Origin of the sequence: Marinobacterium sp. xm-a-152, assembly GCF_013282965.1 — a bacterium.
Classification (GTDB): domain Bacteria; phylum Pseudomonadota; class Gammaproteobacteria; order Pseudomonadales; family Balneatricaceae; genus Marinobacterium_E.
Map to the genome: position 1 here is coordinate 1 of NZ_WBYI01000008.1, position 26,646 is coordinate 26,646.

A 26,646-nucleotide genomic window follows, 5' to 3' on the forward strand; every position below is an offset into this window, starting at 1 on the left:
AGTGAGCCGTTCTGCCCCCAGCCAGGGTTGAAGTTAGTAACAACCCCGTCATCTGTTAGTGCATCACTGTAGAGAGAGATCGCGACGGTATCATCCACGGAAGGTACAGGCGCAGCGGTTTGCGGCGAGATAATCGGGGGATGCATTGCCGGATCTTGGTAGATGCGCACATAATCCACCAGCATTTCGTAATTAAAGTCAGTAGTTGGAACAGAGCCCCCCAAAGTACCACCGATGGCGATGTTAAGAATGATGTCCATCGGATTGTCAAAGGGCCAACTGGCTACTGTGGCGTCTGCAGGCCTCTCGTAAACTAGGTGTGCATCGCTGAGAGTGCCGTCCACACCGATATGGATGGAGTCAGGAGTCCACCAAAGCTGGTAGGTGTGCCAATTGTCCACAGCACTAGATAGGGTTGTATAGCCGACATCGGCTCCTCCTGCGTAACCGCTCTGTGTGTGAATTGCACTAGAAATATCCGTTCCGGCTATCTCATCAGATGATGCACTTGACCATTCAACTAGGTCGATTTCACCAGTCAGAGGCCAGCCTTCCCGACCTTCTTGGCCAAGTAGCCAGATGGCCGGCCAAGCGCCTTCTTCTGAGGGCAGTTTTGCGCGAACCTCAAAATAACCGTAAGGGTCGAGGCTATCGAAAGTTGATTTAACTCGCGCCGAAGTAATTGTTTCGCCGGTCTTGTTGGCAATTATTTTCAGTACACCATCTCCGGCCTCGTCGGGGTCGGCGACAATAACTGCGTCGTCCAAATCTGACTGATAGTCTTGAGACTCGCCATTACCCCATCCATCATCCCCAATGTCAAAGCTCCAGTTTGAGGCGTCGGGCTGTCCACCTATATCAGTGAAGTCATCTTCGAACACGAGCGAGTAGCCGTCCGGAATAACGGTGTCGACATAAGTTCCCTCAATAACCGCATTACCACCTGTCATTGAAATATCAGTAAAATAAATGGTGAACGGCGATTCTGCGGTATCGTCAGATGCTGCGAGTAACAAACCACTGTGAGAGCTTATATTGTCCTGCGCGGAAAGCTCAGACATCGGTATAGAAACATCGAACCAGCCGTTGCCCAGGTCTTCGGAGTTGGCATAGGTATCCAGATCGATAACTTTTACGCTGTCTGCATTCCCGGTTGAGAACAATTTGACTTCAATATTGCCAGTGGGGGTATTCGTCACCTTGAAATTTAGGGCGCTATATTCTTCCGCGAACCCAACTCCTATTTGTGGAAAAGCTGCCAGAGCAACTTGGGCACCATATCCATTGCCTGATGTGATACTACCAACTCTTGTGTACACCTCATTTGGATCAGATGCGGAGGTAAAGTTGAATGTTGATTGAGAATCGAATGGTGTTACGCCTGTAAATAAAGTGCTCAAATCGTCGTTAGGGGTCTCAGAAGAAAATAGCAAAAGATCCTCTACGACTCCGAACAGTGCTCCGATGTCCTGCCCAGCAGCGTCAGTAGAGACGTCGTAATCTTGAAAAGCCGTATCGTTTTCAATTGCATTCGAGAGTCGACTGCTCAGGGTTGCCTGAACAGATTTTTCTAGCTGAGCTAGCTGGGTCAGGGCGCCGCTTATATCACTCGTGTTCGAACTCTGTGCCTGAATAAGCGTGTTGGACTCGGCGAGTTTAGCTGATGCTGACACGATGGAGGAGTTCTGTGAGGCGCTCAATGTGATCCCGGCGTCATTAGCCACGTCATTGAGGATTGTTTGGATCGTCCCGCTATTTCCGAGTGTTGAGCTCAGAGTGTTTGCAGCGAGACTGGTTGCCAGCGCAGCGGCAACTAGATTAGCACCGTCAGCAGAGGCACCCGCCGCATCGGTTAGATTTCCAGCCACGTCCATGATGTTGGCTACTTGAACAGCAGCGCTTTTAAGTGCTAGCGCTGCGGTAGGATTAGTGGCGCCAGTTCTTAGGATATCCAAAGGATCATAACTCAATATATCGAGGCTAGCGTATTCGGAGCCATTCAAACCAAGAGCGGCCTTGAGTTGAGTTTGCGTCAGACCATTGTCGAGCAATGTTGTGAGCGGCGTAATGACTGAGGAGCCACTGGGAGCGCTAAATGTGCTGGTAACTACTTCAAGCGTCGACTTGTCGACAGTTGAGGGCAGTGGTTCTGCGATCAAACTACCAGTTGCGCTAGGCTCTTCGGTTAGTGTGTAGGCACCGCTGGAATCTGTGATGCCAAAGCTTTCTCCCTCATCAAAGCGCCCGTTATCATTAGTGTCGCGGAATACTCGGGCGCCTTCAATATAACCATTTACCAGTTGGCCTGTAGTCTGTTGAGCCGTTAAACTGATTACGGGTGTGCCACCGCCACCCCCGCCTGCACCGCCTGCACCGCCTGCAGCAAGGGCTAAACCAGCACCTGCAGCAGGAAGCACAAATCCCACATCTGGTAATGAACTCAGTGATGCTTCACCTGTTGCAGCAGAATCCGAAATTTCTTTTAGATCTTCCTCCGCAGCCATCTCATCTTCTGCTAACTGAATCTCTAAATCATTTAAGAGCTGAAGCTCCTCAGCAGATAATGTACCTGCTGTTTGCTTTAGCTTTAGCTCTTGAATTTGCTGTGCAAGTGATTGGTGTGCAGCCATTTTAAGTCCTACGCATTTGCGGTTTATATTTGTTGTTTTGGCATACGCCGATAACTGCAAGCGCAGCTATTGAAATCGTTTTCATAAATTATTATTATTTTTTTGACAGGGTGTCAATAACTTTAAAAGCTTTATCTGCATTCCAATGTCACCCTGCAGGCTAAACCTGTTACGATAAAAGGATCCAATTAGATCAAAATGGCGTAATTGTTAAAAATCTTCTAAAAATAACAAAAGCCTAAAACTGAAAAGGCTTTCAAAACCAGAGACCATATACACATGAAAACTTTAAAACACATTGCGGTGTTCGCGATGTGTATGAGCCCTACCAGTGTTTTAGCCAACGAGAATGATCAAGCTCTTAGCCTAGATTCATTACTAGAGTTAACGTTTAAAAATCCTTCCTACGTACTCGCTAAGGAAAAGATCGCATCGAAAAAAGCACGGTTAGACATTGTCGAATCAGAGCGACTCCCTTCGGTATTTTTTGAGGGAAATAGCGACATACTCAACTCCAGCGATGACTCCAGGGTAATTACAGCGACCGCTGAACACACTCTGTTTGATTGGGGAAAACTCTCTTCAGAGATAGAGAGTAGTGAATTACAAATTGAGACAGAAAAGGCAAAAGCCGACGACGAGTTACTTAACATTAAACTTAAGGTTATCGGGAATTTTGTCACGGCTAACAGCGCGAAACAAAAAAGTGACGCCGTAAAGGATTCGATTCGAATTGCCAGTAACCTTCGAGACATCATGGCTCGCAGAGTTGCACAGAAAGTGAGTCCTGCAAGTGATTTAATGCTTGCAGAGAGCCGAATAGGCCAATTAAACACGTTACAGCTACAGTTCACCGGTCAAGAGAGAGATGCTCAACTCGCACTGCTTCAATTAACTGACAGAAAAGCTTCTACACTAGACACTCTTCAATGCAATTCTGACCTGAATGAAGCATTTATTGCTGAACTTGTTGTAAAAAGATCGCCTCAGCTGGCTGCAGCAAAAGCTTACTCAAGAAGTCTATCTAGCAAGTTTTCATCTGTAGACTCCAAGAAATTTCCAGCAATTATTGCAGGAGCTTCCTACACGCAAGATTTAGAAAGTGGTAATGAAGAAGCACGCACTTATCTGACATTTAGATACAACGTTGACGTAGGTAGTCGTCTAAATGCCGAGATAGCCGAATTGAAAGCTGATTACGCAGCCGCTTTAGCCGACGAACGCTATATCTCTCAATCGTTGGTCAGACAAGCAGCGGCACTCGTCAATGAGTATCGAATCAATCAGTCTCAGATACCTGTATACAAAAACCTGATTTCAATCAGGGAAGAGCAACTAGAATCACACACCAGGCGTTTTGCGTCAGGAAAATCTTATTGGTTAGACTTGATGAACGCACAACAAGAATTGAGTGATGCTAGGCTAGCCATCATCGACACTGAAGCTAAAGCCTGTACAGCAATGCTAACTCTACAGCAGCTGACTGCGAGAAATCTTAATGAATAATCCAACAGCACAACACGATGGCTCAAGCTCGCACTCATTAGAAAATGAGTTCTCCATAGCCAAGTTAGCCGAATTGATGAATAAAATTGCTATGGCTAGAGGTAATGGAGCTTCGGTCACTCGAATCCTTGAAGAGTTCGAGCGTCATAAATTAAACGACATTTCCAAGATAAGTGGTCGGCAGCTTAAAAAATGCTGGCAAAAGTTATTTCCCAAATCTTCGTTTACAACCAAAACTTTGGATCAGCTGGCCGAGAAAGATCACCCCTGCCTGATTCATGACACATCAAACAACCGTTTTTGGATATGCAAGAGCTTGAGTTCTGAAGGACTGCTTGTTGAAGATGCGAATGGAAAACCACACACATTACAAAAAGAGAACATAGATGGATTCGCTTACCTCTTTGGCAACATAATCACCCGAAAAAGCAGTAATCCCCTAACAGCCGGCGACCTGTTTAAACTTGCAATGAAATCCCACAAGCGCGTGATGAGAGAGGCGTTACTGTCTTCATTCGTAGCTGCCATTCTAGGCGTGGGTGCTGCTTTATACACAATGCAGGTCTACGATCGTGTAGTTCCTACCAGCGCTTACTCAACACTTATGGTTCTGTCAATCGGAGTCATCATCGCACTGCTGTTAGAATTTGCCGCTAAACAGATAAAATCTGGTTTTGTTGATAAGGCTGGTGAATCAATTGACCTATCGCTAAGCCAACTTTTCTTCGAACGGGGCATCGATCTCAGACTAGAGACTCGACCAAAAACAGTCGGAACGCTTGCCGCTCAGATCAAAAATTTCGAAATGGTACGCCACTTCATGGTTACCTCACTGTTTTTTATCTGGGCTGACCTCCCCTTTGCTCTATTTTTCCTTGGCGTCATCTGGCTGATAGGCGGCCCTATAGTGCTTGTGCCCATCATACTTTTACCCTTAGGTATTTTGTTTGGACTGATCATGCGAAGTCCTATTGAAAAATACACCAAGTTAAATATGACTGAATCCAACAAGAAAAGTGGATTACTGATTGAAGCTTTGGATGGGATAGAAACTGTAAAGTCGTCGGGAGGACGAGGCTATTTTACAGACCAGTGGCATTCGCTTTCTGAAAAAGTGGCCGTCGGCGAATACAAGGTTAAAAGATTATCGGCCTTAGCCAGTAACGTGTCACAAACTCTGCAACAAATATCCTACATAGGCATGGTTACTTTTGGTGCGGTATTGGTCACCCAAGGTGAGATCACAATGGGTGCTTTAATTGCTTGCACCATATTAAGTGGACGTGCTCTTGGGCCGCTAGCTCAGTTTCCGAATATGATTTCACAGGCGAAAAAATCCAAAATTGCCCTTGAAGCTCTTGATGGACTTATGAGCCTTCCGGTTGATAGAGACATAAACTCCAAAAAGGTTGCCCCGGACGCCTGCAGAGGAGAGCTAACAACCGAGTCTCTAAGCTTTGCTTATGATCAAAATCCAGTCGCGTCCTTCCCTGCTCTTCATTTTCCCAGAGGCCAACACTCGGCCATTCTTGGCGCAGTTGGCTCAGGAAAATCTACTTTACTAAGAATGTTAGCTGGGCTTTACAAACCCAATAGCGGCACCGTTCGTTTAGATGATTATGATCTACAGATACTCTCAGAAGATTACATTAGAGAGCAGATATTCTTTCTATCGCAGGATGTACGATTATTCAGCGGCACACTACGTGACAATCTCACTCTTGGTTTACCCATGCTCACAGAGACTCAAATCAGTGAAGCGTGCAGATTAACTGGGCTTAATCGTGTCATTGCCAATCACCCATTGGGGCTAGATCTACTGATATCAGAGGGCGGACAAGGATTATCTACAGGGCAGAGACAGTTGGTGGGCATTACTCGACTTATGCTGTCAAAGCCAAAAATTATTTTACTGGATGAACCAACGTCGGCTCTGGACAGGCAACTTGAACAACACCTGCTCAATCTTATTTTTAGCAGACATAAACAGTCCACAATTATTATGGTCACACACAAAATGAATCAACTCGATTTTGTCGAGCGGGTTGCTGTTGTGGACAATGGCAAAATGGTCATGGACGGTCCAAAAAATGAGGTTCTGAAAAGATTAACCGCTCAACCATCTGAAAAGGCAGCATCATGAATTGGTTCTGGTTTAAACAAGAACTACCAACAGACTTTGGCGCTCTGGAAGTAAAGAACTCTGTTAGGCATAAGCGTTCAGCTCTGTGGCTTATAGTCATTGCATTGGGTTCATTTGTGACTTGGGCTTACTGGGCAGAGATCGACGAAGTGACACGAGCAAGCGGGTCTGTCATTGCTAGCACTAAGACAAAAGTTGTCCAATCTCCTGAACCCGGAATTGTCGCAGAAATCACTGTTAGCGAAGGAAGTCGAGTCAACAAAGGTGATTTGGTTGTCGCCTTGGAAAAAGATCAATCAGCCAGCGCATTAGCTGAAGTGAGAGCAGAACAAGCCTCTTTATCGGCAATTCAAGCACGTCTAGTTGCTGAAATAAACGGAACAGACATGATTTTCCCCAGCTCAATAGATCGCTATCCCAATTTCATTAGCTCTCAACGTGCTCTGTATGAGACAAGACAAAGGGCGTTAAACGAAGAGCTTCAAGGAATAAATTCAATTATTCAGAACCTGGAGAGAGAACTAGCGTTATTAAAGCCTCTTTTAGCAAAAAACGATGTTGCTGAAATTGATGTAATTCGTCTTGAGCGACAACTAGAAGAGCAGATGAGTCTTGAGGCTAATGTTAAAAATCGATTCTATCGGGACAGTGCATCCGAACTTAGTAAAATTGAAGAACAACTCGCCAGCGTCGAGCAACGATTAGCGCAAAGTGAGGATAAACTGGCCAGAACTGAATTGAGGGCGCCGGTTAACGGTATCGTAAAAAACCTTGCGGTCACTACTATTGGCGGCGTCGTTAGAGCCGGTGAAATTATTCTTGAAATTGTGCCTATAGACGACAACCTAATAGTGGAAGTAGAAGTACCTCCATCAGAAATTGCGTTTGTTGATATCGGCATGCCTGCGACATTAAAAATGGATGCTTACGATTACACTATTTTTGGTGATTTGGCTGGAGAGCTGGTTTACTTAAGTCCCGATACACTGTTAAAAGAGACTGAAAACGGCTCAACTCCATACTATCGAGCACAAGTACAAACAACGGGTAAACGGTTCTCTAAACGCCCTGAATTTGAATTTGACATCATACCGGGCATGACAGCTACCGTAGAGATAAAAACGGGCTCTAACACAGTACTAAACTACCTAACGAAACCGCTTACAAAAACCTTATCCGAATCTTTAGGCGAGCGATAAAAAAAAGAGGGTTATAACTAACCCTCTTTAATTATTCATGCAGACTTAACCTTCAGGAACAAACGCCACCCTGCCAATACTCAGAACCAGCGCTTGGTCTGAATAGATCAATAGTGGCGCGCTAACATTACTAAAGTCCATTCCCGTATCTTCAAAATCTTTCAACGGAATAGACACTGTTTGCCATTCATTAATCAAGTCAGCAAAATCTATTAGATAAGATGTGAGATTCACCTCCCCTAGGCATGGCCATTGACAATGCATTGCTAAGGCGATTTTTTCAGGTAATTCTCGATCTACACGCAAATCGATCTCTAAATAACCCTTGGCATTAAGATAACTTCTTGCGTCAAAAGTCTCTCCGCCAATGACACCAACATACACTTGGGCAGGAGAGCTACCGTTAAACTCGATCCTAACCGCATCCTGTTGGTGTTTATAATCGATCGGATAAGTATCTACAGACGATAAAGAGGATTTAGTCCCTTTAGAAACTTTTACCCCTTGCCAATCATTAGCCATGCCGGACATCAATAGTTCGAAATCGGGGTCAGAGTTCGCGCCGAACAACTCAAGCGACTCGGTAGCTAAACTGTTATTTTTTGTAATCCCGCAACCGTAATCTCTAGAGTCTAAAGTAATAGTATTTGGATTGATTTCAAGAGTGTTAGAAGCACTCAAGTCATAAGAGAGGCCGTATCCATATGGAAACAATGGCGCATCTTCACCTAACGGATCTTGCTCTACACTGGGAACTTTATAGTTTGGGATGTGTTCGGCTATTCGATTGATAGTAGTTCCACATTTTGTATTTGGCCAAGAAAAAGATAGACGACCCGTAAAATCCAGACCTTGCTCTGAAAATAGAACATCAGTAATCCCCCCTGCCTCTGTACCAGGCAACCAAGCAGCTACAAAAGCATCAGAAAGTGATATCTCTTCATTTACATAAAGTGGGCGCCCAGAAAAGAAGACAGAAACTATCTTGAAGCCTCTGGCTTTCAAATCCCTCAGCAACTCTAAATCTTTCAAATAAGTCCGTTTAAGAGTTGAATACTCTAATGTCTTGGACCGCTTGATATCACCCATCATTTCAGCGTAGGGATCTTCGCCGAAAACTAAGACAGCAATGGCGTCACCGGGAGCCTTTTCAACATCTGTAAAGATTTTTTCAGATCCAACGGCATCCTTGAAGGCAGATAAAACGGTCGAAGCGCCCGGAAAATCTTTCTCTATCGTGTTTTCATCGCCCTGCCAAGTTAATGACCAACCACCGGTCTGCTTCTGAATATCATTTGCACCGCTTCCAGTTACTAAAAAGCTGCTATCTTTACGGAGAGGTAGGACATTAGAGCTGTTTTTTAACAAAACCAAAGACTCTCTGACGGCCTGCCGTGCAAGTGCCCTGTGTGCTTCTTGACCAAGGATATCGTTGTTACCCGCATATTTGCGTTGTGAGGCCTTAGGTTTATCCCAAAGGCCAGCACGCATCTTAACGCGCAGAATCCTAGTAACCGCATCATCGATTCGCTCCATTGGGATGATGCCTGTTTCAACTTGCGCAATCACGTTGTAATAGAAAGCTTTCCAATCCGAGCGAGCGGTCACCATGAAGATATCGTTACCCGCCAATACCGCCTGTGGGCAGTTGCCAGAAGTGCATCCGCTAATCTCAGAGTGACCATTCCAATCAGTAACAACAACACCGTCGAAGCCTAACTTATCTTTGAGGATGTCATTGACGATGTATCGGCTACCGTGCAGCTTTGAGTTATATCCATCTACGCCTAGCACGTTATAGTTTTTTTCGTTATGCCAAGAGTTAAAAGAGGTCATCACGACTTGAGCACCTGCGGCTAGTGCCGATATATAGCCTGGTGCATGGATATTAAGTAATTCATACTCAGAGTAATGGTTTTCGCCACGATCAACGCCATCAATCGTGCCACCGTCACCTAACCAATGCTTAATAGTCGATATAACCCGATCATCCGCCAAACCTTGTGATAAATCACCCTGCAGACCTTTTACCATTCTTGATGCATAGGTGTAGGTGATTTCAGGGTCTTCTGAATAGCCCTCATATACACGACCCCATCGATAATCACGGGGAACAGCAACAGTAGGAGCAAATGTCCAATCTAAACCAGTTGCTGCTATTTCAAGGGCTGTAGCTTCGCCGATCTTTTCAATCAAATCTGAGTTATTGGCAGCCCCTAAACCAATATTGTGGGGAAACAGGGTCGATTTGAAAACGTTATTATGACCGTGAACCGCATCCGTCGCCCATGCGAAAGGGACTTTAAAGCCTCTACCTGAATAGGCACGTTCCAACGCCTCGTAAAACTTATCGGATTCTTTAGCCCAATCCATAGCAGAGGAGTATTTATTATCTGATGGCCAAGCACCACCACCATTAAGAATTGAGCCCAGCTTGAACTCTTCTGCTTCCGCAGGAGTGACTTCTCGTAGATCTGGCTGAATCATCTGCCCTACCTTCTCGGCAAGGGTCATTTGATTAAGAATATTTTCTATCTCAGATTCGATAGTTGGATCTTTAGGTACTGCACTTTGAATAACAGGCCAATCGTCAAAATGCGGTAAAGGGTTATGTGCTGCTGCAGGATTAATTGTCATAAAAACCATCCATGAAAACAATGCAGTAAATCGAATATCGATACTCATATGATCAATTGTTTATTTTTGATGGATCCTATATTAGCTTTAAAAACAAAAAATGAAAACGATTTCATAAATTAAAAAGATATAAAAAAACTCCCAACGGGAGTTTTAAATAAATCTTTAATCGATAGCTCTATTGCTTGTAAGCGTCCAACGCGCGTTTTCGCTCAAGAGAGTAATCAATGATCGGCGCGGGACGACCAAACGCCTGCCCTGCCCCCGGCTTATGACGCTCTTTAGGCGGTAGCGCGGCCAGCTCTGGCAACCACTTCACAAGAAATTCACCTTTGGCATCGAACTTCTCGCTTTGCGCAGTCGGGTTGAAGATTCGAAAATAGGGAGCGGCATCAGCACCCACTGAAGCAGACCACTGCCAACCACCGTTGTTGGATGGGAAATCAGCATCAATCAGATGCTCCATAAAGAACTTCTCACCGCGGCGCCAATCGATGCCAATTAATTTAGTTAAAAAGCTGGCCACGACCATACGCAGTCGATTGTGCATCCAACCTGTTGTTAACAGCTGTTTCATCGCTGCATCGACAATCGGAAACCCTGTCTCACCCTGACACCAAGCCTGCCACAGCGGCTCACGATCCAACCACTGAATCTTCTGCTCAGTTTCTGGTCTAAACGGCTCAAGTTTAGACAGCTCTGGAAACGCAACCGTCAGGTGACGATAGAACTCACGCCAGATGATCTCATTGAGCCAACTGCTCTCTAACCAGCCATCGTTCTCACGCTCCTGTCTTTGAACATGCATCAACTGTAGTGGTGACACAGCACCAATGGTCAAGTAAGGCGATAACTGGGAGGTCCCGTTGATTGCTGGAAAGTCACGATGCTCTTTGTAATCCAACTCCCGTTCACGGACAAACTCGTAGACACGTTCACGGATCGCTTCGGTCTCAACGGGCCACAACTCTTTATCATAGGACAGTGGGCGCCAGCCAAGATCGTCTGGGATGTCATCAGAGTGAAGTGCGGTCTCTGGGAAAGGGGTGTTCATCGCTTTAATTGAGTAGTCAAATCGAGGTAACGCTGCCCGCCATGCACGAGAGAATGGGGTATAGACTTTAAAGTCTGTACCCGTTTGAGTTTTAACCTCTCCGGGTGGAATGATCACCTCACCATGAAAACCCTGACAGCTCACATCAGGTTGAAGGGCTGCAACGACTGCATCATCGCGCAACTGCTCATTTAGTGGATACTCGTGATTGAAGAAAAAGTGAGTTGCTGACAACTCTGTTGCCAGGTTTCTAATGGCACTGGCACAGTGATCAAAGTGCCCTGCCTGAATCACTTTTAAGGGCACATTGAGAGATTCAAGCTCGCCTTTAACCTGCAGTAACCGATCTCGCCATAGCCCCATACGTTGAGGCGATTCGTTATGTTCCGACCAGCTCTCATGAGTCAGACAGACAAGGGCCACCGTGGCCAATCCATTACGTTGCGCAGCTTCCAATGCTGGGTTTGCGGCTACTCTAAGGTCATTGCGAAACCAGACGATATTCATGTTTTCCCCAAAAAAAAGACCGGCTTTAAAACCGGTCTTCTTATTTCAATAGTGATTACAGACCAATGAATGGCTGAGCCAGACGACCCATAATACCTGTAAATTTAAGTGGCGCTTCAGTTGCGATCAGACAGATGCACTCAGAACCGGTATCAACGATCGGCTGGTGTTTGATCTCTTCATCAAGATCTGCGACATCGCCCTGACAGAAACGCCCCACATCGTCACTGTACGAGCCACGAAGGATCATCGTCAGCTCATTACCCTTGTGGGTATGGTGCGGCACAGAGACGCCAGGCTGAATTCTAAGAAGACGACACGCTCCCTCTCCAGGGAAATTAAAATCGTAATGTTGCACACCCGGGCCAAGACGCTTCCACTCAATGGCATCCAGGTCAGATCCGACAATTTGCGCCAGAGGTTCTGGAACTTCTGCACTGCCTTTGACTTTGACAGCTCGTTCAGCAACCACCTCTTCGCTACCATCGAGCATACCCAAAATGGAGTCTAAAGAGCCTTCGCTCATCGCTTGCGGTTGGATGTCAGCAAGTAACTCACCGCCGATACACTCTGCTTCCCAAGCTTTAGTTTGACAGGTCTTGCACCAGTGAAGATGACTATCAACCAACAGTGTCATACCATCAGACAGCGCGCCGGCGGCACGTGCCATAAGGGTAGCATCGTCAAGATGATGACTTATTTTCACTCTTCTTCTCCCCAATGAGCTTTGAGTTTGCTGAATGCCAATCTCAATCTCGATTTAACGCTGCCGAGCGGTATACCTAACTGCTCGGAAATTTCTGAATGACTCTTACCCTCATAATATGAGAGGTAGAGAACCTGTGCCTGAGCTTCAGGCAACTTGGCGATCGCTCCGCTCATTCTCTCTTCGAGAACGGCATGCTCGCCATAATGACGTTGATCGGGATCGATCTCTTCTTCAGGTAACTCGTATTCAACCGCTTTCTCTCTGCGAAGGCGATCGATGCATTGGTTTCTTGCCAATGTGAAAATCCAGGTACTGGCACTGGCTTTACTGCGCGTGTACAGGTGCGCTTTACGCCATACGGCCAGCATCGATTCCTGTGTCAGCTCTTCGGCTGCCGCTACCGGCATTCCAAAACGGATAATGTACGCTTTCACTCTGGGTGCAAAATGTTCGTATAAGCGGCTGAAATCCACTTTACTGCGGGTTTCAGAAAGCGACGCGAGCAGGTCTGACCATGCATCCCGCTCCTTCTTCTTTTTTTGCTCCGCTATTGCCACTGCTGCAGTCACATCAGTTTCCTCGGATCTGTTATCAGTCATCGCTTTCACTACGTTAGAGGGTTTATAAATGGATCACATTTTGAACAGTAAATAGTAAAAATTGACCGTTGGCCACTTTTTTGAAAATAACCGACATCTTTTGATCTATCAAGGTAGACTGTTCGTAACGAAATTCAAGCTTGTTTTTGCATGGACTCAATAATGAATGTAAGGCCTTTAAAACCATTGAATATCGCAGTTATCGGTTCTGGTATCTCCGGATTATCCGCCGCCTGGCTTTTAAGTAAACGCCATAACGTTTCACTTTTTGAAAAAGATGATCGCCTTGGCGGCCACTCAAATACCGTTGAGATCAACACTCCCGAAGGCAACGTTCCGGTGGATACAGGGTTTATTGTATTCAACCCCGTTAACTATCCCAATCTGGTCGAGTTCTTCAAATATCTCGAAGTAGACACTACCGATACCAATATGACCTTCGGCGTCTCACTAGAGAAAGGCAAAGTGGAGTATAGTGGCTCTGGCTTGGGCGGCTTTTTTGCACAGCGCCGCAACCTCCTCTCTTTTAAACATTGGGGTCTACTTCGTGAGATCTTAGCTTTTTACAAAGATTCTGATCGACTCCATAACGACCCTAGTCTGGCCGAATTAACGCTTGGACAGCTTTTGGAGCGCGAGGGTTACAGTCAAACCTTCATTAATGAGCACCTTCTGCCCATGAGCGCTGCAATCTGGTCAACGCCCATGGATAAGATGCTGGACTACCCTGCAGAGACCTTTATGCGTTTCTGCATGAACCATGGTCTCGTTCAAGTGAAGGACCGCCCACAGTGGCGTACAGTGATAGGTGGTAGTCGCCAATACGTTAATAAAATCGCTGAGCAACTGGGTGATGGCGTCATCTTGAATGCTCGCGTACACCGTGTCGAACGCGATGCTGACGGAGTTACTCTGATCGATCACCACGGACAGAAGCGTCGCTTCGACCAGGTGGTATTTGCCTGTCATGCTGATCAGACCCTTGAGATGCTGTCTGACGCAACACCGGAAGAGCAGCGACTTCTGAGCGCCTTTCCTTACCAACGCAATCGTGCGCTGTTACACACTGACACTAACCAGATGCCAGTCCGTAAAGGTGCTTGGTCAGCTTGGAACTATCTGGCCTCAAGCGATCAAGGCGAAGGTGAGCTTGCAGTGACCTATTGGATGAACGCACTGCAGCCTCTGCAAACCAAACAAGATGTGTTTGTCACACTCAATCCTATCGAAGAACCTAAAGCCGATAAGATTCTTGGCAGTTTCCTATACGACCACCCTGCGTTTGATCAACGTTCCATTGAGGCACAGAAGGAGATTTGGGCCATTCAAGGTCAACAACGCAGTTGGTTCTGCGGTGCTTGGATGGGCTATGGTTTCCACGAAGATGGTATCCAATCAGGCCTCGCAGTTGCGGAACAGCTCGGAGGCGCTTTGCGACCTTGGACCGTCGACAACCCCAATGGACGTATTCATGTTCAAGAGCCCGTTAGAACAACGCAAACATCCGAGAGCGCAGCCTAATGTTTAGCTCCGCGCTCTATGAAGGCAAGGTGATGCATCACCGCTTCAAGCCTAAGCGTCACCGTTTCATCTACTCAGTTGCCTCAATGTTGATTGACCTTGATGAGCTAGATAGCCTCGACGCTAATCTGACTCTGTTCTCAAAAGAGCGTTGGAATCTATTTAGCTTTAAAAACCGTGATCATGGCGAAGGGAGCGACCGAGACCTCGCTGAACAGGTGAGAGAGCAGCTGCTGCAATACGAGCTGTCTGAGTATGGTCACAGTATCAAATTACTCTGCTACCCCAGAATGTTTGGGTACGTCTTTAATCCACTCAGTGTCTTCTACTGTTACGACTGTGACGGCAACCTTGGTGTCATTCTTTACGAAGTAAACAACACCTTCGGTGAACGACACAGCTACCTGATCCCAACCAACAGTAAGAGTGATCAGATTCGTCAAAGCAGTGAAAAGAGCTTTTACGTCTCTCCATTTATGCCTATGAAGGCGCCCTATCAGTTTCGCATGCTGGCACCCCATCAGCGAGTCTCTGTCTGCATTCGACAGTCCGACTCAGAAGGGTCCCTTCTGCACGCCACCTTTACTGGTAAACGAACTGAGCTGACGAACAGAACACTGCTAAAAGTCCTGTTTAAATACCCTTTGATGACCTTCAAAGTGATTGCTGGCATTCATTGGGAAGCGCTCCAACTCTGGCTTAAACGCGTACCACTTCAAAAACGAGTCAAAGGTACGACTCATCAAGTGGTTTTAATCGATAATAAAACGAGGGTTTCTGATGCGTCCTTCTGAATACACTACGACCCTTTCCAACCAGCAGCTGTCGTCTCTCGGTTGGTTCAACCGTCGCGCATTGAATCTGTTGCACAAAACACTCGATGGACAGATTAAAGGGCGACTGACTCTTGAGCTACCCAACGGCATGATTCATGACTTTGGCCAGCAGACAGATAATGAACATCACGCCATCATTAAGATTAATAGCTTTAAATCCTTGCGTCGTCTTGTCCGAGGTGGATCTATCGGCTTTGCAGAGAGCTTTATGGATGGCGAGTGGCAAACACCCGATGAGGTCAGCGTTATTCGCTGGGCTCTAGCCAACGAAAACTTAGTGAATGACATCCTAAAGGGCCACCCCCTTCTGCGTTTATTCAATCGTTTAAGCCACTTAGGCCGTGCGAATACGAAAAAGGGCAGCCGCAAAAATATTGCTTACCACTACGACCTAGGCAACGACTTCTATGCTCAGTGGTTAGACCCAAGCTTCACCTACTCCTCAGCTCTGTTTGAGAGTGATGAGACACTGGAAGAGGCACAACTCAACAAGTACCGAACCATTTGCCAGATGTTAGATCTTAAGGCCGGTGAGCATGTGCTTGAGATCGGATGTGGCTGGGGTGGTTTTGCTGAGGTAGCGACCAAAGAGTTTGGCGCCAAGGTAACAGGAATCACTCTATCAAAAGAGCAGCTCGCATTTGCCAAAGATCGAATGAGTCGCTTAGGTTTAAACAATCAGGCGGACCTACAGCTTATCGATTACCGTGACATCCAAGGTGAATACGATCACATTGTCTCAATAGAGATGTTTGAAGCGGTCGGCGAAGAGCACTGGCCAACCTACTTCGAGACTCTAAAAAAACGTCTTAAGAAAGGGGGAAGCGCGGTCCTGCAAATTATTAGCATTGCCGATGACCGTTTTGAACAGTACCGCAGCTCTGCCGACTTCATACAGCGCTACATTTTCCCTGGCGGCATGCTACCAAGCCCTACCGCGCTACAAGGCGAAATCTTGTTAGCGGATCTTAAGCTCTGTGAACAGAAGTTGTTCGGTTTGGATTATGCCAAGACCCTAGAGATTTGGCGCCGCAACTTCTTAAACGCTTGGCCAAGCATTAAGGCGACCGAAGCGTTCGATGAGCGCTTTAGACGGATGTGGGTTTACTATCTAGCCTATTGTGAGGGTGGATTTAGAGAGGGTTCGATTGATGTCGGACTCTACAAAATACAGCACTAAGCTTTCGAAGAGCCAGATAGTATTTTATGGCCTTCCGGCTCTTCCGCTCTCACTTCCAACTCTAGCGCTCTATATCAACCTACCCACCTGGTACCACGAACAGTGGGGCTTATCGCTTGGTCTGATCGCGCTGATTCTTTTTTTTGCAAGAGCGTCAGATCTCGTCGTAGATCCCTTCATAGGGAAGTTAAATGACCGACTATCAGACACAACTCAAAGAGCGGTCATCATTGCAGGTGGGTTGATCTGTATCCCATCCTCACTTCTATTGATCTATCCCGCAGAATCCTTTGTTGCCATCTCTATGAGTCTAGGTTTAATAGGTCTCTTTTTTGGTTGGACGCTGATTCAAATCCCCTACCTCAGCTGGCTAGTACGCCTTAGCAGCGATGCACAAGAGCGCATAACGATCGCTTCGTTAAGGGAGTTTTTAGGCTTGATAGGCCTTCTGCTCTCCGCGCTCATACCTGCACTGATGGTCTATCTTGGTTACTCAGGCACCGAAGCTCTCAGAGCCGTTGTTTGGATTGCACTGCTACTGGGGGCCATCACACTGACACTATTGATGGCTAAGGTTCGTTTTAAACCCTCAACTAAAAAAGAGGACTCTCAAACACATCCCGCCTCCACATGGCGATCGATTCAACGGAATCGCTTAGCTAAAAGACTAGCAATCTCATTGTTTTTTAATGGATTAGCGAATGGCGTTCCTGCGACGCTGTTTCCGCTCTACATTACGACGGTGCTGTTACTGCCAGAGAGTGACCGAACACTCTACATCGCGATCTACTTTCTCTCTTGCATCGTCTCAATCCCAGTATGGATAAAGCTGACCCGAACCCTAGACCGAATAGATCTTTGGCGAGCCGGCATGTTTACCAGTGCCGTCGTGTTTATACCCGCCAGTCTGCTGGGTGGTGACACTGCTTGGTTATTCGTTCCTATCTGTCTATTAACCGGTGCAATGTTGGGGGCTGATCTGGCGATACCTCATGCGATTCAGGCTGACGTCGCTGATTACCATCACTGGCGATTTGGACAATCCCAAACAAATTTGCTCTTTGCATTGTGGAACATGATCACAAAACTGGCACTGGCACTTTCAGCCACCCTCGCCTTTGGTCTGCTTGAACTGTTTGGCCAAACACCCTTAGTTTTGGCATTGATCTACGCACTTATCCCCAGCGTATTTAAAATCATAGCCGTGTTGGTCGTAAGAGATTTTAGGTTGAGCGCCAGCACACACAAAAATTAAACAGCGTTTAGCTCAGGAGACCATCCGTTGAAAAAAGCGATAGCAGTTTTACTGATGGTAATTTTGAGTGGGTGTTCACAGATGCAGATCGATCAAATCAGTCAATCGCAGCCAGCATTGAAGATTGAGGAGTACTTTAATGGCAAAGTCTATGCTTGGGGTATCTTCGAAGATCGTTTTGGTACCATCAGACGCCAATTTCAAGTTGAGATTGATGGTAACTGGGATGGCCAAACGCTCACCTTAGATGAACAGTTCCTCTATGATGACGGCGAGCGCGATCAGCGTATTTGGGAGATAACCTCTTCCAGCTCAGGCCTTTATGAAGGCCGCGCAGATGACGTTATTGGTTCAGCAACCGGAACCAGCCAGGGCAATGCATTGAACTGGCAGTATGACATCGATTTAAAAGTGGGCGATGGCAGCTGGCGCGTCACCTTCGATGATTGGATGTTGCTGCAACAAGGCGGTGTGCTGATCAACAGAGCCTATGTCAAAAAGTGGGGATTCACGATTGGTTCCGTCACCCTCAGTTTTATGCGCGGCGATGCTATGAAGGAAGCGCCATTTTCGCTCTGATCGAGCGCAGAATTCGACCTAACAGGGGTAGTTTCATGTACAAAGGTGCACTATCCCAATAGTCTAAATGCTCGGCAATCAACCCACTCTTATTAATAGAGAGACGACTGACCCCCTCTGTTGTAAACACCCCCAATACTGGCAACTTTGCACGGAACTCCCAACGAACATAAGCCGCTCCAGGCTGTTCAAACCATTCAAAGACGGTAAACGATGGATCCTCTGAGCGCTCAAACATATCAGTCAGAATTTCACACATCTTCGAAAATCCACGAACATCATTAAACGGATCGGCGAAGCGAACATCTGGAGTCACCAGTGATTCAAACTGAGTGACACTGTCCGGTGTTAAGTTCTCAAAAAGCTCAACGTATTGTTGTACCGATGTTTGATTCATCGTTTAGTGACTCGTTTTACCAGAGGGAAATAGAGTTTGTAGGGCAAGTGCCGCAACAAGGCAAGTGTAGCAGCAAAGAGTTTAGGAAAGCGGATCTCAAAACTACGCCCTTTCAGCCCTTTCACAATCTCCGCAGCGGCTTGCTCAGGCAATATCAACGCGGGCATTTGGAATTGATTCTTGTCGGTGAGGGGCGTCTTAACAAAGCCCGGATTAATCAACCGTATATCGACCTTAGAATCCTCTAGCTCAACTCTCAAGGACTCGCACAAATTGATCAGCGCCGCTTTGGAGGCGCCGTAGGATGATGCATAAGGGAGTCCTCGGTAGCCTGCTAGAGAGGAGATGACACCAATTTGCCCACCTGATTTAAGATAGGTAGGAAGTATCGCCTCCAGCAGGTAGACCGCCCCGAAATAGTTCACCTGCATTAGCGATTCACAGTTATCTGCATTAAATTCAGTGGCTGGCATCTCTTGGTGCGTACCCGAGCTGATGATGACTTTATCGGGCATGCACTCTTGGCAAATCTCGGCCCAAGCGTTAATACAGGAATCGCGATCTGTCACATCCAGAGGCATATATTGGCAGCCGATAGACTCGGCAAAGGTTATTAAGCGCTCTTCGTTTCGAGCACTGATTAGGACTTGATAGCCCTCATCCAGGTAAGCCTTAGCGAGCGCAGCGCCAATTCCGGTACTGCCTCCAATTATCCAAATTCGACTAGCCACGCTACTCCCTATTCTGAGCCAGAGAGGTCTCTTTAATCAGCTGACCTCCGTTCCATATCACCTGAATATCAGACCCATCCTTGGCTTTAAACTCAAGTGCTCGCCATCGCCCATCGCGATCGTACCAACTGACCGTTCTATCCAGATCACCGCCAAGGCGATAGCCATCCAATTGTACGGTTTCACCTCGGGCATCTAAGAGCGCAGAGCCCACAGACTCTGGTGAAATCTCATCCATATTACCGGTGATACTATTTAATACCTGCCGCTGATCAAGAATCTGCCGATACCAGTGATGGGTCGTCATTAACTCCGCTGGGTAGGCATGCACTCGCCCTTTTTTATCCACTGTCTCTAAAACATCGGATTTTTGGACGGCCGTGACCGATGACTCTTTTTTGTTGCTAACCGTTTTCACGTTGAGCTGCATGAGTCGATCATTTTGCCAAACCTCATTAGCCTGATATCGGTACTCATAGTTGAAAAAGCCAAAGACTTTCGCCGTTAACTCCATCTCGATCTCAGCGGCGACACGATCGTGGGTGACATCACTGAAACGAAGTGTGTAATGACCGACCGGCTCACCTTTGCGATAGACATCGTAAGTGATGACTTCTGGGTAGAGCTTGGCCTGACCAACCAAGTGAGAGGCATTCAGGATAGGCGCTAAAAAAAGCCCCATCACAAAAACAGACTGTCTAATTATTAACATCATAGTCTGGATTACGACACCGAGAGAAAAGTGGTTCTCAGCCGGCAAGAAATTGGGTAGTCTTAGACTAAAGAATTAGTATAAAACGACTTGGAGATAATCGATGCGTTTCAAGAACAATCTGTTCATCGCTTCACTTGTTCTAACCGCTCCGCTGGCTTTTGCTGGTCCTAAGGTAGTGATGCAGACCAGCAAGGGAGAGATCAAATTTGAACTCAACGATGAGAAAGCCCCCATCTCTACCGAAAACTTTCTGAACTATGTCGACAAAGATCATTATGAGGGTTTGGTTTTTCACCGAGTCATTCCAGGCTTCATGATTCAAGGCGGTGGTATGGATGCCGAGATGCGTGAGAGAAACACGGGCAGCCCGATTAAGAATGAGTCGATGAATGGGCTGAGCAATGTTCGAGGTTCCATTGCCATGGCCCGAACCCAAGCACCTGATAGCGCCACAGCGCAGTTCTATATCAACACAGTTGATAACTTAGGTCTTGATGGACGAACCAATCGCCCTGGATATGCGGTGTTCGGCAAAGTCATAGAAGGGATGGAGGTCGTCGATAAGATTTCCGCGGTACAAACCGGCAATGTCAGTTACTACCGGAATGTACCAAGAGAGCCGATCACAATTTTGAGCCTAGAACGTATCGATTAGCGCGATAGGTTCACTTGGTTCAGCCTGCGCGCATTGGCAACGACCGTCACTGACGACAGTGCCATCGCTGCGCCGGCGATCATCGGATTGAGTAAAAGACCAAACACGGGATATAGAATACCCGCAGCAACAGGAATCGCCGCGACATTGTAGAAAAATGCGCCGAACAAATTCTGTTTGATATTGTTGACCGTTAATCGCGACAACTGAATCGCATCCGCTACCGCATGCAAAGAGTTCTGCATCAGTGCTACATCAGCAGAAGCTAACGCCACATCAGTACCACCACCCATTGCATAACCAACATCCGCTTGCGCCAGCGCTGGGGCGTCATTAATACCATCCCCAACCATAGCAACCACCTCACCCTCGGCCTGAAGTTGGGCGATTGTCTGCAGTTTTTGCTCAGGCTGAACACCGGCAATGACTTCACTAATGCCTGCTTGTTTGGCGATCGCTTCAGCCGCCACTGAGTGATCGCCCGACAGTAGTACTAATCGAAGACCCATCACTTTGAAACGCTCGACGGCAGATTGACTATCATCACGAAGGGCATCATTCAAAGCAAACAGGGCTAAGACTCGGCTGCTATTAAACAACCAGACCAATGAGGCGCCCTCTTCACTCCACGCTTCTGCATCACAGACAAAATCGGATGAATCGATATCAAAGGTTTCCATCCATTGCCCGCTACCCAAACGATAGGTTTCATCGTCAATGACCGCTTCCACACCAGAACCAGAGATCGATCTGAATTGATCAACCTCGCAAGCGCCTCCCTCGAGTGAATGACTTAAGGCTTTAGAGAGTGGATGCTCAGAGTGTGAAGCAAGCGTTTTGGCGATTGCTGCATACTCAGGTGCAGCATGCTGATGAGTCAGTGAGGGTTTGCCTTGAGTCAATGTGCCGGTCTTATCCATGACGACACAGGTCAGGTCTTGTGATCGCTGCAGGGCATCGCCCTCTCGAATAAGCACACCCATTTTAGCAGCACGACCCACACCCACCATCACTGCCATTGGGGTCGCCAGACCCAACGCACAAGGGCAGGCCACAATTAATACGGTCATGCTGGCTAGAGTGGCATAAGACCAAGTCGGTTCTGGACCAACAAACCACCAGAGTGCAAACACAAGCAGTGCAATAAGAATGACGACGGGTACAAAGATAGAGGCTATTTTATCCGCCAACTTACCCAGTGCAGGTTTGCTGTTTTGTGCCTCTCTGACAGACGATAGGATTTGAGCGAGGCGAGTCTTCTGCCCTACTTCGGTCACACGAACCAGTAAAACGCCCTCACCATTGAGCGTGCCTCCGGTCACTTGGTCATCTAACTGACGTTGAACTGGAACAGACTCACCGGTCAGCATCGATTCGTCAACATAGCTACTGCCTTCAACCACTAGGGCATCAACCGGTATCGTCTGTCCTGGTAGGACTCGGACCAGATCACCAGGCAGCAGGAGTTGAATAGAGACCTCTTTGGCTTCACCTTCAATCACTTTTAGCGCTGTTTTCGGTTGTAAATTCATTAGGTGACGCAAGGCTTCTGCGGTCTGATTTCGCCCCTTAGCCTCTAAGGCTTGACCCAGCAGGATGAAGCCAATAATCATAACTGAGGCTTCAAAGTAGAGGTGTCTGGCTTGCGTGGGGATCGACTCTGGAATCCATTGAATGAACATCAGCAGAAGTGCTGAATAGAGCCAGGCTACCCCGGTGCCCAAGGCAATCAGTGTATCCATATTAAAATCGAGACGTTTAAAACTCTGAAGCGCCCCTCGGAAAATATGGCCACCTGAGTGGAACATCACCATCGCGGAGAGTGTAGCCGTGATTAGGCCATTCACCAGACCCTCTGAACTCTCCACCGGCGGCATGAGGCCTGCCAACATCTGAACCATCAAAAATGCACCCAGGCCAATCGCAACCCAGGCATGAGTGAAGGTCTGTTTTAGCTCTTGTTGATTCTGTTGATCACGAGCCGCAAGATCCTCTTCATTCTCTATAAAAGCGGCACCGTAGCCAGCATTGATGATCAGTTGTTCAACCTCAGTGGTTGGAAGATTCGACTCAACAGTAGCTGTTCGATCGGCGAAGTTGATCGCAAAATCAGAGATATCATCAGAAGCATTCAAGGCCTTTTCGATTGATCGAACACAGCCGGCACAACTGACTTTTGACAAAGCATATTGATGGATCGTCATGACACACTCCTATCGCTGTATAGCGGCGTAATCACCCTGCAGTTCAAACACTGTCTGCTCATTACCCACGGCGACGCTGATTGGTAGCCGCGCACGCAGTTTCTCTTGAAAACGCTGCCAGAACTGCTCAACGACAGCGTCATCTGGCAGTGTCGCAACCGCTTTCAGGCGATCGGTGACAGGGGCTAAATAGCGCTGTTCGCTTTTGGCAATCATAACATCGGCATCAATGCCACGCTCTCTGAGCCATAAGGTCAGCAGACACCAACCGCTCAGTGTCGCGATGGAGGCTATGGAACCCGCAAAGCCCGTTCCCTTATCGTTCAGATTCGGTTCTAGCGGTGCACTAAGTTGAAGTTGATTGCCAGTGTAATCGATCTCATCAATCTGCATAGCAGCCGTTAATGGAATGGCCTGATGCAGCCAACTAAGAAACGCCTGATCACTCACCCGTCCACTCCGCAACATATAGGGACTGATCCATTTCTGGAGCTTGGCGATCTCGCATTGGTTGACCTAAATAGATGAAGCCGACGATCTCTTCATTGTCATTAAGACCCAATCCCTTCTGCACATTCGCATCAAACATCAGATCACCCGAACGCCACATAGCTCCGACACCTTGTGCGTAAGCTGCCTGAACCACAGCTTGCGCGGCACAGGCGGCTGTCATTACCTGCTCAATCTCAGGCACTTTAGGGTGCTGTTGTATCACCGCAATCGCGACCACGATCATCGGTGCTCGAAGAGGCATATTCAGTAGGCGATTTCGTTGCGCCTCTTCAATATCAGGATTCTTAACTAAGGATGCATCAAGGTAGAGCTGGCCTAAACGATCAAGCGCAGATCCTTGAATGGTTAGGAAGCGGTAAGGTCGAAGCAGACCGTGATCGGGCGCTCGCGATGCGGCCTGAAACATCAGCTCCAGCTGCTTTGCTGTAGGCGCAGGCGCTTCCAACATGCCACAAGAGGTACGCTGGGTTAACAGTTCAATCGCATCCATCACAGGGCTCCTTATTGTCGGCTTAATCGTGGATTTTTTGGCAAAGTATCGAGCGTACTACGGTAAGGGTTGATATCCAGACCGCCTCGGCGCACGTAACGCGCATAAACCGTCAACTCTTCGGGCTGACAACGCTCTAAAATATCCATAAAGATCGTCTCTACACACTGCTCATGGAAATCGCCGTGTTCACGGTAGGAGATCAGATAGCCTAGCAGACCCTCCTCATCTATTTTCGGTCCACTATAACTGATTTGAACGCTCGCCCAATCGGGCTGACCTGTCACTGGACAGTTGGATTTAAGCAGGTGAGAAATCAGTGTCTCGGTGACGTTTTCACCTTGACTTGATAGTAGCTCAGGAGCTGGTTCGTAGTGAGCCACCGTGATATCAAGATCATCAATGCAACGACCGTCAAAGGATTCAATCTGCACCGCATCTTGAGGAGAGGTCAACGTCACCCGAACCTGACCGCCCGCCGCGTCTGATAGATCTTTAGCCATCTGAGCAGCCACCTCATCAGCAGAGTCAAAGCGACTCAGATTGTAGGAGTTTAGGTAGAGCTTAAATGACTTAGACTCGACGATATGCGTCGACGTTGCTGGGATATGAAACTGAGCCAGTGCAACAATCGGTTTGCCCTTAGCGTTCAACCAACTGATCTCATAACTGTTCCAGATATCTTCCCCAAAAAAGGGCAAGGTGGAGCGATCAACGCCGCGCGCTTGCCAATTGATATCTCGCTCTATGGGGTAAAGCAGTGAGGGATCGTACTGATTGGCGTAGACCGTCTCTTTACCTAGGGGTGAGTGGAGGACCTTTTCTGGTTCGTTCATTAGCTTCGAATCCCCTTACCTGTGTTTAGAAGGTGCAGCGCAAAGCCACCTAACACTGCAATAAACAGAATGATCATGCCAAACGCAAAGGTGACGTCAATATCACTAACGCCCAAGATTCCATAACGGAATGTATTCACCATGTAGAGAATGGGGTTGAGCTGAGAGACCCCCTGCCAAAACTCAGGCAACAGTGAGATTGAGTAAAACACGCCACCTAAATAGGTTAGAGGCGTCAGAATAAAGGTTGGCACCACCGCAATATCATCGAACGAATTCGCGTAGATCGCATTGATGAAGCCACCCAATGAGAAGACGACAGCAGTCAAAAACAGAATGCTGAGCGTTACAAAGGGGTGCGCTAACGTCAGATCAGTGAAGAACAGCGACAATAGAGTGACGATGAATCCAACGGCTAAACCACGAGCAACACCACCGATGACGTAACCGGCCAAAATCACCCAGTTAGGCACCGGTGCGACGAGCAGCTCTTCAATGTGACGTTGAAATTTAGTACCGAAAAATGACGAGACGACGTTTCCGTAAGAGTTGGTAATCACCGACATCATAATCAGACCCGGCACGATGAACTGCATGTAGTCGAATCCATCCATCTCACCGATCCGAGAGCCAACCAGATTCCCGAAGATAATAAAGTAGAGCGTCATGGTGATCGCAGGCGGAATCAGTGTCTGAACCCAAATTCGAGTAAAGCGTCGAACCTCTTTCACTACGATTGTTGAGAAGGCAACCCAAAGAAGATTTCCGTTCATTATTTAGCCCCCTTGTGTTCAACCAGTTCGACAAACAACTCTTCAAGACGGTTGGCTTTATTACGCATACTAAGCACGGCGATGTTTTGCGCTGTTAACTGCGCGAATACGCTGTTGAGACCATGCCCCTTAGGCAGATCGACTTCCAGGGTATGCTCATCGACTAAACGCGCTTCCAAGCCATCGAGATCGGGGAGACTCTTAAGATCTCGATCAAGATCTAGAATAAAGGTCTCGTTATTCAGTTTAGCCAACAACGATTTCATTGAACTATTTTGAATAATTTCACCCTGATCGATGATCGCGATATTGCGACAGAGTGACTCAGCCTCTTCAAGGTAGTGAGTCGTCAGGATGATCGTCGTGCCCTCTTCGTTGATCTTGGTAAGAAACTCCCACATCGATCGACGTAGCTCAATATCCACGCCTGCAGTCGGCTCATCCAGAATCAGCAATTTAGGGTTATGAACCAACGCACGAGCAATCATCAGACGACGTTTCATACCACCTGAGAGTTGGCGTGCTCGATTGTCACGTTTATCCCATAAACCCAAGGCTTTTAGGTAGTGCTCTGCACGCTCTTTGGCAATAGAGGAGGGGATCCCGTAGTAACCCGCTTGAGTCACAACGATGTCTTCAACTTTCTCAAAGAAGTTGAAGTTAAACTCCTGAGGGACAATGCCCATGCAGAGCTTTGCTTGGGTCAGGTCAGAATCAATATTGTGGCCAAAGACTGACACACTACCATCCGTTTTATTGACCAAGGATGTGACGATACCCAATGTGGTCGATTTACCCGCCCCATTGGGACCTAGCAGAGCGAAAAAATCGCCCTGCTTTACATCCAGATCGATCCCTTTAAGCGCTTTAAAGCCATTCCCGTAGGTTTTTTCCAACCCACGAATTTGAAGAGCAAGTTCCATTCAGTGCTAACCTTTGAGAAAATTAACTCAGTAACGTATTCATAGTTAAACGCA

The 26,646-nt window shown here is 47.2% G+C and carries 23 protein-coding genes; 9 read left to right on the forward strand and 14 right to left on the reverse strand.

All coding sequences use genetic code 11. From position 1 onward, the window contains the following. A partial coding sequence (locus tag XMA152_RS08840) for a glycoside hydrolase family 16 protein (protein ID WP_173483375.1) occupies positions 1-2,630 on the reverse strand: 2,630 nt, incomplete at its 3' end. A gap of 279 nt (positions 2,631-2,909) precedes the next feature. On the opposite strand from XMA152_RS08840, the gene XMA152_RS08845 reads away from it, so the two are divergent. The 3 genes from XMA152_RS08845 to XMA152_RS08855 are packed head-to-tail and all read left to right on the forward strand — an operon-like array spanning position 2,910 to position 7,478. Continuing rightward, positions 2,910-4,136: a TolC family protein gene (locus XMA152_RS08845; protein ID WP_173483376.1), complete on the forward strand. Its 1,227-nt coding sequence runs from the start codon at positions 2,910-2,912 to the stop codon at positions 4,134-4,136. Beyond that, on the forward strand, positions 4,129-6,279 hold the full coding sequence (locus XMA152_RS08850; RefSeq protein WP_173483377.1) for an ABC transporter transmembrane domain-containing protein: 2,151 nt from the start codon (positions 4,129-4,131) through the stop codon (positions 6,277-6,279). Before XMA152_RS08845 ends, XMA152_RS08850 begins: the two co-directional genes overlap by 8 nt. Then, positions 6,276-7,478, forward strand: coding sequence for an HlyD family efflux transporter periplasmic adaptor subunit (locus tag XMA152_RS08855; RefSeq protein WP_173483378.1), 1,203 nt, complete (start codon positions 6,276-6,278; stop codon positions 7,476-7,478). The genes XMA152_RS08850 and XMA152_RS08855 overlap by 4 nt, the downstream gene beginning before the upstream one ends. Positions 7,479-7,523: 45 nt before the next feature. On the opposite strand, the gene XMA152_RS08860 is transcribed toward XMA152_RS08855, so the two are convergent. From XMA152_RS08860 to XMA152_RS08875, 4 genes are all read right to left on the reverse strand, one after another. Beyond that, positions 7,524-10,163: a glycoside hydrolase family 3 protein gene (locus tag XMA152_RS08860; RefSeq protein WP_217364025.1), complete on the reverse strand. Its 2,640-nt coding sequence runs from the start codon at positions 10,161-10,163 to the stop codon at positions 7,524-7,526. A gap of 130 nt (positions 10,164-10,293) precedes the next feature. After that, a complete protein-coding gene (locus XMA152_RS08865; RefSeq protein WP_173483379.1) occupies positions 10,294-11,676 on the reverse strand; it encodes a deoxyribodipyrimidine photo-lyase in 1,383 nt (460 codons plus the stop codon). 55 nt (positions 11,677-11,731) lie between these two features. Beyond that, complete coding sequence (locus XMA152_RS08870; RefSeq protein WP_173481377.1) at positions 11,732-12,382, reverse strand: ChrR family anti-sigma-E factor; 651 nt, start codon at positions 12,380-12,382, stop codon at positions 11,732-11,734. Further along, positions 12,379-12,984, reverse strand: a complete 606-nt coding sequence (locus XMA152_RS08875) for a sigma-70 family RNA polymerase sigma factor (RefSeq protein WP_173481378.1) — start codon at positions 12,982-12,984, stop codon at positions 12,379-12,381. Before XMA152_RS08875 ends, XMA152_RS08870 begins: the two co-directional genes overlap by 4 nt. 162 nt (positions 12,985-13,146) lie before the next feature. On the opposite strand from XMA152_RS08875, the gene XMA152_RS08880 reads away from it, so the two are divergent. The 5 genes from XMA152_RS08880 to XMA152_RS08900 are packed head-to-tail and all read left to right on the forward strand — an operon-like array spanning position 13,147 to position 18,355. Next, positions 13,147-14,505: an NAD(P)/FAD-dependent oxidoreductase gene (locus XMA152_RS08880; protein WP_173483380.1), complete on the forward strand. Its 1,359-nt coding sequence runs from the start codon at positions 13,147-13,149 to the stop codon at positions 14,503-14,505. After that, on the forward strand, positions 14,505-15,299 hold the full coding sequence (locus tag XMA152_RS08885) for a DUF1365 domain-containing protein (protein ID WP_173481380.1): 795 nt from the start codon (positions 14,505-14,507) through the stop codon (positions 15,297-15,299). The genes XMA152_RS08880 and XMA152_RS08885 overlap by 1 nt, the downstream gene beginning before the upstream one ends. Further along, complete coding sequence (locus XMA152_RS08890) at positions 15,286-16,521, forward strand: cyclopropane-fatty-acyl-phospholipid synthase family protein (protein ID WP_173483381.1); 1,236 nt, start codon at positions 15,286-15,288, stop codon at positions 16,519-16,521. Before XMA152_RS08885 ends, XMA152_RS08890 begins: the two co-directional genes overlap by 14 nt. Then, a complete protein-coding gene (locus XMA152_RS08895) occupies positions 16,493-17,776 on the forward strand; it encodes an MFS transporter (protein WP_173483382.1) in 1,284 nt (427 codons plus the stop codon). Before XMA152_RS08890 ends, XMA152_RS08895 begins: the two co-directional genes overlap by 29 nt. Before the next feature lie 54 nt (positions 17,777-17,830). After that, the gene (locus XMA152_RS08900; protein ID WP_173483443.1) at positions 17,831-18,355 is read left to right on the forward strand and encodes a DUF3833 domain-containing protein; all 525 of its coding nucleotides are present in this window, start codon (positions 17,831-17,833) and stop codon (positions 18,353-18,355) included. Here the strand turns inward: XMA152_RS08900 and XMA152_RS08905 are convergent. The 3 genes from XMA152_RS08905 to XMA152_RS08915 are packed head-to-tail and all read right to left on the reverse strand — an operon-like array spanning position 18,327 to position 20,198. Beyond that, positions 18,327-18,752 carry a nuclear transport factor 2 family protein gene (locus tag XMA152_RS08905; protein ID WP_173483383.1) on the reverse strand — a complete coding sequence of 142 codons (426 nt, stop codon included), beginning with the start codon at positions 18,750-18,752 and terminating at the stop codon, positions 18,327-18,329. The genes XMA152_RS08900 and XMA152_RS08905 overlap by 29 nt on opposite strands. Next, positions 18,749-19,483 carry an SDR family NAD(P)-dependent oxidoreductase gene (locus tag XMA152_RS08910; protein ID WP_173483384.1) on the reverse strand — a complete coding sequence of 245 codons (735 nt, stop codon included), beginning with the start codon at positions 19,481-19,483 and terminating at the stop codon, positions 18,749-18,751. The genes XMA152_RS08905 and XMA152_RS08910 overlap by 4 nt, the downstream gene beginning before the upstream one ends. 1 nt (position 19,484) lies before the next feature. Further along, positions 19,485-20,198 carry a DUF6134 family protein gene (locus XMA152_RS08915; RefSeq protein ID WP_173483385.1) on the reverse strand — a complete coding sequence of 238 codons (714 nt, stop codon included), beginning with the start codon at positions 20,196-20,198 and terminating at the stop codon, positions 19,485-19,487. Positions 20,199-20,298: 100 nt separating this feature from the next. Between XMA152_RS08915 and XMA152_RS08920 the strand changes: the two genes are divergently transcribed. Then, entirely contained in the window at positions 20,299-20,853 is a 555-nt protein-coding gene (locus tag XMA152_RS08920; RefSeq protein ID WP_173483386.1) for a peptidylprolyl isomerase, read from the forward strand. On the opposite strand, the gene XMA152_RS08925 is transcribed toward XMA152_RS08920, so the two are convergent. The 6 genes from XMA152_RS08925 to XMA152_RS08950 are packed head-to-tail and all read right to left on the reverse strand — an operon-like array spanning position 20,850 to position 26,592. Next, positions 20,850-23,057, reverse strand: a complete 2,208-nt coding sequence (locus tag XMA152_RS08925) for a heavy metal translocating P-type ATPase (RefSeq protein WP_173483387.1) — start codon at positions 23,055-23,057, stop codon at positions 20,850-20,852. The genes XMA152_RS08920 and XMA152_RS08925 overlap by 4 nt on opposite strands. Positions 23,058-23,066: 9 nt before the next feature. Further along, complete coding sequence (locus XMA152_RS08930; RefSeq protein WP_173483388.1) at positions 23,067-23,507, reverse strand: YiiD C-terminal domain-containing protein; 441 nt, start codon at positions 23,505-23,507, stop codon at positions 23,067-23,069. Next, positions 23,500-24,060, reverse strand: coding sequence for a nitroreductase family protein (locus tag XMA152_RS08935; RefSeq protein WP_173481389.1), 561 nt, complete (start codon positions 24,058-24,060; stop codon positions 23,500-23,502). Before XMA152_RS08935 ends, XMA152_RS08930 begins: the two co-directional genes overlap by 8 nt. Positions 24,061-24,071: 11 nt before the next feature. Beyond that, the gene (gene queF / locus XMA152_RS08940) at positions 24,072-24,896 is read right to left on the reverse strand and encodes an NADPH-dependent 7-cyano-7-deazaguanine reductase QueF (RefSeq protein ID WP_173481390.1); all 825 of its coding nucleotides are present in this window, start codon (positions 24,894-24,896) and stop codon (positions 24,072-24,074) included. Then, the gene (locus XMA152_RS08945) at positions 24,896-25,669 is read right to left on the reverse strand and encodes an ABC transporter permease (protein ID WP_173483389.1); all 774 of its coding nucleotides are present in this window, start codon (positions 25,667-25,669) and stop codon (positions 24,896-24,898) included. The genes queF and XMA152_RS08945 overlap by 1 nt, the downstream gene beginning before the upstream one ends. Further along, the gene (locus XMA152_RS08950) at positions 25,669-26,592 is read right to left on the reverse strand and encodes an ABC transporter ATP-binding protein (RefSeq protein WP_173481392.1); all 924 of its coding nucleotides are present in this window, start codon (positions 26,590-26,592) and stop codon (positions 25,669-25,671) included. Before XMA152_RS08950 ends, XMA152_RS08945 begins: the two co-directional genes overlap by 1 nt. Positions 26,593-26,646 lie beyond the last annotated feature (54 nt).

What these genes read in the sequence shown, in the direction of transcription:
- XMA152_RS08845 (WP_173483376.1), top strand. Translation starts at nt 2,910, where the DNA reads ATGAAAACTTTAAAACACATTGCGGTGTTCGCGATGTGTATGAGCCCT.
- XMA152_RS08850 (WP_173483377.1), top strand. Translation starts at nt 4,129, where the DNA reads ATGAATAATCCAACAGCACAACACGATGGCTCAAGCTCGCACTCATTA.
- XMA152_RS08855 (WP_173483378.1), top strand. Translation starts at nt 6,276, where the DNA reads ATGAATTGGTTCTGGTTTAAACAAGAACTACCAACAGACTTTGGCGCT.
- XMA152_RS08860 (WP_217364025.1), bottom strand. Translation starts at nt 10,163, where the DNA reads ATGAGTATCGATATTCGATTTACTGCATTGTTTTCATGGATGGTTTTT.
- XMA152_RS08865 (WP_173483379.1), bottom strand. Translation starts at nt 11,676, where the DNA reads ATGAATATCGTCTGGTTTCGCAATGACCTTAGAGTAGCCGCAAACCCA.
- XMA152_RS08875 (WP_173481378.1), bottom strand. Translation starts at nt 12,984, where the DNA reads ATGACTGATAACAGATCCGAGGAAACTGATGTGACTGCAGCAGTGGCA.
- XMA152_RS08880 (WP_173483380.1), top strand. Translation starts at nt 13,147, where the DNA reads ATGAATGTAAGGCCTTTAAAACCATTGAATATCGCAGTTATCGGTTCT.
- XMA152_RS08885 (WP_173481380.1), top strand. Translation starts at nt 14,505, where the DNA reads ATGTTTAGCTCCGCGCTCTATGAAGGCAAGGTGATGCATCACCGCTTC.
- XMA152_RS08890 (WP_173483381.1), top strand. Translation starts at nt 15,286, where the DNA reads ATGCGTCCTTCTGAATACACTACGACCCTTTCCAACCAGCAGCTGTCG.
- XMA152_RS08895 (WP_173483382.1), top strand. Translation starts at nt 16,493, where the DNA reads ATGTCGGACTCTACAAAATACAGCACTAAGCTTTCGAAGAGCCAGATA.
- XMA152_RS08900 (WP_173483443.1), top strand. Translation starts at nt 17,831, where the DNA reads ATGGTAATTTTGAGTGGGTGTTCACAGATGCAGATCGATCAAATCAGT.
- XMA152_RS08905 (WP_173483383.1), bottom strand. Translation starts at nt 18,752, where the DNA reads ATGAATCAAACATCGGTACAACAATACGTTGAGCTTTTTGAGAACTTA.
- XMA152_RS08915 (WP_173483385.1), bottom strand. Translation starts at nt 20,198, where the DNA reads ATGATGTTAATAATTAGACAGTCTGTTTTTGTGATGGGGCTTTTTTTA.
- XMA152_RS08920 (WP_173483386.1), top strand. Translation starts at nt 20,299, where the DNA reads ATGCGTTTCAAGAACAATCTGTTCATCGCTTCACTTGTTCTAACCGCT.
- XMA152_RS08925 (WP_173483387.1), bottom strand. Translation starts at nt 23,057, where the DNA reads ATGACGATCCATCAATATGCTTTGTCAAAAGTCAGTTGTGCCGGCTGT.
- XMA152_RS08935 (WP_173481389.1), bottom strand. Translation starts at nt 24,060, where the DNA reads ATGGATGCGATTGAACTGTTAACCCAGCGTACCTCTTGTGGCATGTTG.
- queF (WP_173481390.1), bottom strand. Translation starts at nt 24,896, where the DNA reads ATGAACGAACCAGAAAAGGTCCTCCACTCACCCCTAGGTAAAGAGACG.
- XMA152_RS08945 (WP_173483389.1), bottom strand. Translation starts at nt 25,669, where the DNA reads ATGAACGGAAATCTTCTTTGGGTTGCCTTCTCAACAATCGTAGTGAAA.
- XMA152_RS08950 (WP_173481392.1), bottom strand. Translation starts at nt 26,592, where the DNA reads ATGGAACTTGCTCTTCAAATTCGTGGGTTGGAAAAAACCTACGGGAAT.